The 9,333-nt window shown below is 42.5% G+C and carries 8 protein-coding genes; 4 read left to right on the top strand and 4 right to left on the bottom strand.

Going from position 1 to position 9,333, the window contains the following annotated elements:
• Positions 1-441 precede the first annotated feature (441 nt).
• The gene (gene recF, locus IM507_RS19055) at positions 442-1,569 is read right to left on the bottom strand and encodes a DNA replication/repair protein RecF (RefSeq protein WP_002747232.1); all 1,128 of its coding nucleotides are present in this window, start codon (positions 1,567-1,569) and stop codon (positions 442-444) included.
• A 164-nt stretch (positions 1,570-1,733) separates the two neighbouring features.
• On the opposite strand from recF, the gene IM507_RS19050 reads away from it, so the two are divergent.
• Entirely contained in the window at positions 1,734-2,306 is a 573-nt protein-coding gene (locus tag IM507_RS19050; RefSeq protein ID WP_002738348.1) for a DUF2808 domain-containing protein, read from the top strand.
• A gap of 87 nt (positions 2,307-2,393) precedes the next feature.
• Here the strand turns inward: IM507_RS19050 and IM507_RS19045 are convergent, their stop codons facing one another.
• The gene (locus tag IM507_RS19045; RefSeq protein WP_069474483.1) at positions 2,394-3,038 is read right to left on the bottom strand and encodes a Uma2 family endonuclease; all 645 of its coding nucleotides are present in this window, start codon (positions 3,036-3,038) and stop codon (positions 2,394-2,396) included.
• 313 nt (positions 3,039-3,351) lie between these two features.
• On the opposite strand from IM507_RS19045, the gene IM507_RS19040 reads away from it, so the two are divergent.
• Together IM507_RS19040 and IM507_RS19035 are read left to right on the top strand one after the other, a co-directional pair.
• A complete protein-coding gene (locus IM507_RS19040; RefSeq protein ID WP_002778739.1) occupies positions 3,352-3,516 on the top strand; it encodes a metallothionein in 165 nt (54 codons plus the stop codon).
• A gap of 35 nt (positions 3,517-3,551) precedes the next feature.
• Positions 3,552-3,986: an ArsR/SmtB family transcription factor gene (locus IM507_RS19035; RefSeq protein WP_002754959.1), complete on the top strand. Its 435-nt coding sequence runs from the start codon at positions 3,552-3,554 to the stop codon at positions 3,984-3,986.
• Here the strand turns inward: IM507_RS19035 and IM507_RS19030 are convergent.
• Complete coding sequence (locus IM507_RS19030; protein ID WP_287637533.1) at positions 3,983-4,771, bottom strand: pentapeptide repeat-containing protein; 789 nt, start codon at positions 4,769-4,771, stop codon at positions 3,983-3,985. The two genes, IM507_RS19035 and IM507_RS19030, sit on opposite strands and share 4 nt — an antisense overlap.
• Before the next feature lie 201 nt (positions 4,772-4,972).
• Between IM507_RS19030 and IM507_RS19025 the strand changes: the two genes are divergently transcribed.
• The gene (locus IM507_RS19025) at positions 4,973-8,035 is read left to right on the top strand and encodes a DEAD/DEAH box helicase (protein WP_287637532.1); all 3,063 of its coding nucleotides are present in this window, start codon (positions 4,973-4,975) and stop codon (positions 8,033-8,035) included.
• Here the strand turns inward: IM507_RS19025 and IM507_RS19020 are convergent.
• A complete protein-coding gene (locus IM507_RS19020; RefSeq protein ID WP_287637531.1) occupies positions 8,032-8,907 on the bottom strand; it encodes a DUF6515 family protein in 876 nt (291 codons plus the stop codon). The genes IM507_RS19025 and IM507_RS19020 overlap by 4 nt on opposite strands.
• Positions 8,908-9,333: the final 426 nt, after the last annotated feature.

Below are 9,333 nucleotides of genomic sequence, written 5' to 3'. Positions count from 1 at the left end.
TCTCGGCTGGTGAGAGAGAGTCTATCTTTCTCTAAAAAAATGGAGAATCACCTTGGGGAACCCTTTGGTATTTTATCCATGACTACAATGCACAGCAAAGCAAAGGATTAAGCCGCCATCACTACTACCGAATCACCACCAAACTGGTTTCTCGCAAGGCTTTCAAAATAGCTTGACATAAAACCTGATTTAGGGGTTACAAAGGTGAGATGCTCCCGGTTTTAACCTTGTACAGGTTAGAGGGTTATGATTCTTTAACAAAGGGAATTGACCACAATCAGCACAGCATCTCCCAATTATTGTCTTTAGGTCGCTAAAATTTCGTTTCTCGCCGTATTTCTCCTTTTTTCTTGAGAATGAAATAGCCCTACCCTTATTAAGGGGGGATAAAATTATGGGTGTATATCGTTAGCAAAGAGACAAACAAAGAGAGGCTATAGACTAATAAAAAATATGTCCCTTTTTGACAGAAAATATCTGGGAAGATTGCAACCAGCGAGACTCAAAAGAACTGAGATGAGTGGTGGTAATTAAGGTTTGAAAACGGTCTTCGATCGCATCTAATAATTGATTTTGTCGTTCGATATCTAATTCCGCTAAAACATCATCAAGGAGTAGTAGGGGAGGTTCCCCGATAATCTGCTCTAGTAACTGTAATTCCGCTAATTTCAAGGCTAAAACTAAGGTTCTTTGTTGTCCTTGGGAACCGTAGGATTTAGCGGGGTTTTGGTTAATTAAAAAATCCACTTCATCCCGGTGGGGACCGACTACCGATGTCCCTAGCTGTTTCTCGGCCAAACGACGGGTTTCAATTTTATCTAAAAAAGCTGTTTGTACCCCATTGACATCATCTTCTACCCAAGGCACATTGGGAATATATTGTAATTCTAGATATTCAGTTTTTCCGCTAATACTTTCGTGCCATTTTTGAGCTAAAGGAATTAATCTTTGCAGGACTCGCGCCCTTCTTCTCGTAACTCTTGAACCAGTTTCTGCTAATTGTAAATCCCAGAGTTTTAGTTGGGATAAATCCGCATAAACTTTTCCCTCTAATTCCTGTTTACGAATCTCTTTTAAAAGAGCGTTCCTTTGTCGTAAAACCTGATTATATTGCTGTAAAATATGAACGTATAGGGGTTCTAATTGAATTAATAAAGTATCTAACCAATCTCGGCGAGCTTCCGGACCACCGCGCACTAAATCCAGATCGAGACTAGAAAATTGTACCGCATTAATCACGCCCAAAAAATCGAGATGACGGCGCAGGGGTTGACGGTCACGGATCACGGTGCGACGACCGGAAGAACGGAGAATTAAACTTAATTCTGATGCTCCATAAAGACGATTAACCCTAGCAAAAATTCTCGCCTCCGAGTCCGATTCTAGCACTAGATCCCGATCCTTGCTGACTCGATGGCTCTTGAGAGTGGCCAAAAGTTCGATCGCTTCTAGTAAATTGGATTTTCCCTGAGCATTATTGCCCAATAATATTGTTTTTTTGGACTCGAATTTTAGCAACTGTTCGGCATAATTTCTAAAACTGTGAAGGTGCAGGTGTTCGAGATACATTGCAAGTTGGGGGTTAAGTATTGGGGGTGGGAGAGTGGGGAGAAAACAACTGATAACTGATCACTGATAACTGATCACTGATCACTGATAATGGCAGCGGCTGAGGGTTAAGTGAATTTGCTATAATTCTCCTTGACAATCAATATTTTATAGTAGCTTTTACCTTGAAGATTCCCTTTTTGCCTTTAAAACAGACTGAAAGTCTATCTAAACTCGCTTTGATTGCTATACTCGCTTTTGATGCTTCTGTGTCTCTCGCAGGACAATTTCCCGATGGCAGAGTATTTTTTGAGAGTTCTCCCACTCTGGTTAATTTCTTCGCTACTTTCCAATCCGTGCGTGCTTGGGGTGCAAAATACTATCTTACCATCGCTCTGCCGCCGTCTCTCGGGGCGCCCTTGGGCAAAGTAACTATACAACAGCAGCCTAATATTCAAACTATTGCTTTTCTTGTTGATCAAACCTTTGCTTTTCTTGGCGATCGCAATCAGCGAGGCGAAAAATTAACCCTAAAATCCACTACTTTTGACCCCAATACTCAGACGATTACGGTCATTTTTGATCCTCCTGTCCCCCCCGGTAATACCGTTTCCATCGGTCTGAAACCAGTACGAAATCCCGATTATGGTGGTGTCTATCAGTTTGGAATTACTGCTTATCCCCCCGGAGACAATTCTCCCGGATTAGCTCTAGGAGTCGGACGTTTAACAATTTACGATGCTGGCGATCGTTGGTAGGCCGTTCTGCGTCTAAAAACAGTAATCAGTGAGCAGTAAAAAGACAGTAGGAAACCTCAGTTCCCTGACTTCGTTGTTCATTTGAGGTCAGGGATTAAGCGTTTGCTTGACCCAAATTCGGAATTGTTTTAATGCCATTGCACTACCGATTTTTTGACTATTTTGTAGCGTTCCTGGAATTTTTTCTATTAGATTAAATTGAGAAAATAGTCGGCTTTGGCAAGATTCAACGTATTCTGATCCTTGCAAAACATTGATTTCCAGTCTCTCCCCATCATATCGCCACAATTCAGGAACACCCAATCGCTCATAATTATTAAATCGGGTTCGCTTAGTAATATCAATCTCAATTGCTAAATCGGGAGGGGGATCAATCGCCAAATCAAGGCGCGTTTTTCCCCGAATAGCATGACAATTTTCGATATAAAAAGACTCATCTGGTTCTATTCCTTGATCCATTTTATGATTTTTAAAGGTTGTCGATCCAGCGGGTTCATAGTCTAACTCTAATTCATCTAGGAGAACTTTAACCAAATCCCCGATTAAAACTTTGGTGTTTTCATGAATAAAAAGAGGAGTCATTGCTTCTAAAGTTCCCTGACTATAAGATAGACGAATTGACCGTCGATCTCCCAATTCGTCAAGAATTGTTTCATAATCTTGCCAAGTGAGTGAAGTTAACAACAGGCGATCGCCTGGGGTAACAGTTAGTTGTTTTAATGCTAATAACATCAGAATTTGTCGCCTAAGTTCTTATGATTGGGCGGTTTAGTCAGTATTTAACTTTTTTCTACCTTAGACTATATATAGCAGTTTTCATCAGAATGAGGCATGGGCAAGGGGCTTAAACTCTTGGTTGGCAAAACTTGTCGATACCTCAGTAACCTGAAAAGCTCTATATGCAAACTGAAAACTCCCATCTGATCACTGATCGAGGAGAACTTCCCACCCGTCTGAGTTTTAGAAAAATTTAACTTTATTCAATCCATGAACATCTGTTCAGATGTTATACTAAAGTCAGTAAAGAAGTTCCGAGGTAGTAACCATGATCGCTGTCACCACCATGAAATGTGCTTGTGAATCCTGTACGTGTCAAGTATCGATCGCCGATGCCATCAAAGAAAACGATAAATACTACTGTTCCCAAGCTTGTGCCGATGGTCACGTTAAAGGGAAAGGCTGTGGACACCAGAGTTGTATTTGCGGTTAAATTTAGTTATTGGGGAGAAGGGGACAAGTATCGGCATGGAAGATTTGATCGATACCTCCCTTTCTCAACTTTCCCTTAATAACCGATCAGGAAAAAATATGGCCCTAGAGAAAATAGCACCGGTTTGTGGGGAATCCCATCACCAAGAGGCGAAATTCCAGCACTTGCAGGGATTAGAAATCGAAAAAGCCCAAAAAATGGCCGAATTTTTCAGCCTTTTGGGGGATGCCAACCGCCTAAGAATTCTGTCGCTTTTAGCCAAACAAGAATTATGTGTTTGTGACTTAGCCGACGACTTAGGGATGAGTGAATCGGCCGTATCGCACCAGTTAAGAACCCTAAGAGCCTTAAGATTAGTTAAATACCAAAAACAGGGACGGAGAGTCTTTTATCGTCTTGCCGATCATCATGTTCTTGACCTTTATTACGCGGTCTCGGAACATTTAGAAGAGCCAGCGGACGAAGATTAAAACAGTCCCAAAGCGGGTAAAACAAACTGTAGGAGCAGAGAACCAATCCCCTGCACCATTTGGTCTAATTGAGCGTTGCCACCACCTTGTTCTCGCGGTTTTAGGGCGATTTCCATGCCTTTAATAAAATTCTCTGCCGCTTCGTAACCGGGGGTATTACCTTGTCGTTGAAAGAGAGTCGAAGCCATTTGAGCGTCCTGGGCCGCTAGAGCATTTTGTCCCAGACGATAGTGAGCCATGGCCCGGGCCAGATAAGCTGGAGCATATTCCGAGTTGATTGTCAAGGCCTTATTAAAATTTTCTATAGCGGTGCTGGTGCGTCCCTGTTTTCCTTCCACCATCCCTAGACCGTAGAATAGTTCAGGAGTACCAGCACTACTGGGAATTCCCACCGCACCCTGCACGTATGCAGTGTCTAGTTTGGTGTTGTCAAGGTTAGCATTATTGAGATAAGCGCCTCTTAAATCCGCACCCGTCAAGATTGCCCCGCTTAAGTTCGCTCCAGTCAGATTAGCACCAAAAAAAGAAGCACCAGTTAAATTAGCACCACTCAGATCCGCTCCACTTAAATTAGCTTGACTAAGATTAGCACCGACGAGATTGGCCCCATTTAATTTTGCCCCAGTTAGATTCGATTGCACTAACCCCGAACCGCTCAGATCGCATTGGGGACATTGTCGGGTGGATAATAATTGCTGTAGATGGTTTAAATCTTCCCCATAACCAACTAGGGACAAGTTCAGGGGAAGACTGAGGAGGAGGGTTAGGGCGATCGATTTGTACATAGTTTAAAAATAAATCTATTTATTATTACTGATAATAACCATGCGATCGGGGCTAATCGCTGAACTAGATTCTGCTTGAGAAATCAGCCCTTGTCCACTAAAATAGGAGATTAGAGGCTCTTAAGGTCAGAAGAAGCGACAAAATCGAGATTTGTTACCTTTTCAACAGCAAGTTTTTTAGAGGAATTTCCCTATTTTATAATGACTACTCTACACGGTAATTGGCTGATTGGTTCGCAGGATAGTGTTTTTTTTCTTTGGGGTGAACAGTGGCAAGGGAAGGAATTAAGTGAAACAAAGGAAAATCATCCTTTTTGTCTAGAATCTGGGGCATTAGCCCAATTTATCGAGAAATTTTCTCCTCAGCTTGACCGCTATTCTCCAGAATCAATCAAGCTCAGTTTGCCTAGTTATTCCCCCCCAAGGAAAAAATATTTTTTACCGCTGCTGTCGGGGCAAATTCTCGAACCCACAGCTAAATCCTTGTCTTGGCAACCATGGCAGGTATCGGGATTAACTTTTTCTGCGGGGATGATAATACAGTTATGGGAGAAATTACCCCTAGCTAAGGCCGAATTTATCGGCAATGATCTACGATTTTGGCTGTATTTGCACCGTTGGAGTTTAGATTTATTAGCAAGGGGGAAATTTTTAGCGGGAATAAATCAGGGTGAAAGTTGCTGGTATCCGCTGCTAGATAGTACCATCGATCGCACTCGTTTAGCTAAGTTTATCCAAACCATCCCCCCGGTTTGTCTTGCCTATCAAGAAAATAGCGAACCACAAACAATTATTCTCGATTGCTTAAAAAATATTGTCGATGCTCGTTTGCGACAAAAAATAGATAGTAGTGTTAATATTTCCCCCTCATTGATGGTGAAAACTTGGCTACAATCTTTAAGCGGTGATCATCATGAGATTGCTTTAGAAGCCAAGAATTTACAGCGTCTAGAAAATGCTTATAATAACTGGGTGTTTCCTATCCAAGAAAGTTTAGTTAATGGCAATAATCGCCAATTAATCGAGAATCAATACCGTGTCTGTTTATCTTTACAACCTCCCAGATTAGGGACAGCGTGGAAACTAACCTATTATTTACAAGCGTTAGATGATCCCGAATTTCTCATTAGTGCCAAGTTGATTTGGTTAGAGGGGAAAGAAAGTTATCATAGTTATCAAAGAGTTGTCAATAATCCCCAGGAAATTCTCTTAAAAGGATTAGGATTAGCATCGCGATTGTACGAACCGATTAGAATTAGTTTAGAGCAGAGACACCCGGAGGAATGTTCTCTTGATTCGATCGAAGTTTATCAGTTTATTCGCTCGATCGCTTGGCAATTGCAAGATCAGGGATTAGGGGTAATTTTACCAACGGGGTTAACTGCTGGTAGTAATGAACAAAGATTAGGAATTAAGATTGCTGCCAGTGTAACTACCAAAAAAGGAGAAAGATTAAGTTTAACCAGTTTATTAAACTTTCAGCTTAAATTAGTGGTAGGGGAACAGGAAATATCGAAAAAAGATTTTGATAAGTTATTAGAGAAAAAATCGCCAGTGGTGGAAGTGGGGGGCAAATGGTTAATCCTACAACCTACGGATGTCAAAGCAGCTCAGGCAATTTTAAATAATACCATTACTCCCCTTAATCTCTCGGTAGAGGATGCCCTGCGCTTGAGTTCAGGAGATAATAATCTAATTGCTAAACTGCCGGTAGTTAATTTTCAAGCGGAGGGAGCATTAAAGGAATTAATTGATAATTTAAATAACAATCAAGGGATTCAATTAATCAACCCACCGCGGGAATTTCGGGGGGAATTACGTCCCTATCAAATCAAGGGAGTTAGTTGGTTAGCTTTCCTAGAAAAGTGGGGTTTAGGTGCTTGTTTAGCCGATGATATGGGTTTAGGAAAAACCCCGCAATTAATCGCTTTTTTACTAGCATTAAAAGAAGAGGATATGTTAGTTAATCCCGTGTTAGTGGTGGCTCCCACTTCTGTGGTTAATAACTGGGAACATGAGTTAAGAAAATTTGCTCCCACTCTGGCGGTTTTTGTGCATCATGGCGAAAAAAGATTAAAAGGTCAAGCTTTTGCTCAAGCGGTAAAAAATAAATCGGTTGTTATTACCAGTTATCCTTTAATCTATCGCGATCTGTCCACTTTGGAAGCAGTACAATGGCAAGGTTTAGTTTTAGATGAGGCTCAAAATATTAAAAATTCTACGGCTAAACAATCCCAAGCAGTGCGAAAAATACCCGCAGGATTTCGGATTGCCTTAACGGGAACTCCCGTAGAAAATCGCCTGACAGAATTATGGTCAATTTTGGATTTTCTCAATCCCAATTTTTTAGGAACTCAAGCCTTTTTTCAGCGTCGTTTTGCCCTTCCCATTGAAAAATACGGCGATCAAGAATCCCTGCATAATTTGCGTTCCCTTGTCCGTCCTTTTATTTTACGGAGATTAAAAACCGATAAAACTATTATCGAAGATTTACCAGAAAAACAGGAAATGAATATTTTTTGTGGTTTATCGAAAGAACAGGGACAACTTTATCAACAATTAGTCGAGAAAACCCTCCAGAAAATTGAAGAAACTCAAGGGATTCAGAAACATGGATTAATTTTAACCTTGCTAATGCAACTAAAACAAATTTGTAATCATCCCGGCCATTTTTTGAAAGAAAATAGTTTAGAAACCAGTCAAAGATCGGGAAAATTATTACGTTTAGAAGCCATGGTAGAGGAAGTGATAGCAGAAGGCGATCGAGCTTTAATTTTTACACAATTTGCTGAGTGGGGAAAACTCCTACAAACCCATCTCCAGAAAAAATTAGCCGAGGAAATATTATTTCTCTCCGGTTCTACCAAAACAAAAGATCGGGTAGAAATGATCGAGCGCTTTCAAAATGATCCCCAAGGACCAAAGATTTTTATTCTCTCCCTGAAAGCGGGGGGAACAGGATTAAATTTAACGCGCGCTAATCACGTTTTTCATATCGATCGTTGGTGGAATCCGGCCGTAGAAAATCAGGCCACTGATCGCGCTTTCCGCATCGGACAAAAACGCAATGTTCAGGTACATAAATTCATCTGTACGGGAACCCTAGAGGAACGCATTAATGAGATGATCGAAAGCAAGAAACAATTAGCGGAACAAACCGTAGATGCTGGGGAAAATTGGTTAACCGAATTAGATACCGATCGCCTACGAGATTTATTATTATTAGATCGATCGGCAATTATTGATGAAGAAGAAACCGATTAGAAGCGAACCACCTGATAAACCGTGGAACCATTCTCAAACAGAGGCCGATAGTAAATACCGCTGCAATTGTAATAAAGCGTATTGTCAGCCGTAATTGTGGTGCAGCCGTCTGGGATATAGGTGACAATTGCGCCGATTGGCGGGGCCACCACCGTGTAGGAACTGCCGCTAGGTTGAAGATAGATGCCGTCCGAGTAAATGTAGGAAGTAGAACCCACATAGACGGTATTGTAGTAGGGGGGGAGAGTAGCGATCGCTGAACCGATGACTAAGCCGGTGGTCAAACCCACCCAACCCCAACCCGGGGGGACGTAATAACCGCCACCGTACCAACCGCCACCACGCCAGTAACCGTTGCGATTATCGTCAATAAAGTTCTGACGGTTCTGTTTGCGATCGCTAACCTGCTGCTGCCGTTCCCCCTGTCTTTCGGTGCGTTCCCCTTGACGGGTATCGGTTCTTTCGGTGCGTTCGTTCTGCCGTTCCCCCTGTCTTTCGGTGCGTTCCCCTTGACGGGTTTGTTGACTGGTTTGCCGTTCCCCCTGTCTTTCCGTGCGTTCCCCTTGACGGTTTTGTTGACTGGTTTGTCTTTCCCCCTGTCTTGCGCTGCGTTCCCCTTGACGGTTTTGTTGACTGGTTTGCCGTTCCCCCTGTCTTCCAGAAAAATCTCTAGAGGGTTGGGAACGATTACTAAAATTCCCTCGGTTTTGCAGATCACTACTGCGGTTAACCCGTGGGGAAGCTCCACCACCGCCACCGCTACGACCACCGCCACCGCCACCGCGAGCGTCCACATAATCCGTGATCAGTAAACTTGTACCCAAAAGGAGGGCGGCAAGAACACATAAGTTTTGACATAAAGATCTTTTCATGGCCCGGACTCCTTGATTTTTTTATTCGCCTTGGCTGCTTATCTTCCCAGATTATTTTCTGCAAGCGTTCGACGGTTTCTGGTGCAAAAAAACGCTCTCCTGTTTCTACACAAACTCTGGCGGGAACATTTTCTATGATAAATCTGGGTTGCGTTCGGATAGAGTAAGGCTTTTGATAAGAGACTTGCGCTTTGATAATCTACCTTTTGGGCGAACGCAGTTCGCCCCTACATTGTGGACAAAATCCGTTACTGTAGGGGCGCAAAGCTTGCGCCCTCCGATCGATCAGGTTTGCTGATCACTCTAAGTAGGGGGAGAGCCTTCGACAGCCTCCGCAGCTAAGGGACTTGCGCTTTGATAATATGCCATCTGGCTGGTCTGACTCTTCTACAGAGCGATTTTCTGGCTGGGATATTATTCCCACGC

Source organism: Microcystis sp. M20BS1 (assembly GCF_020245305.1).
GTDB lineage: Bacteria > Cyanobacteriota > Cyanobacteriia > Cyanobacteriales > Microcystaceae > Microcystis > Microcystis ichthyoblabe_A.
Note: the sequence above shows the minus strand (reverse complement) of the source record. Positions and strands in the feature narration are given on the sequence as shown.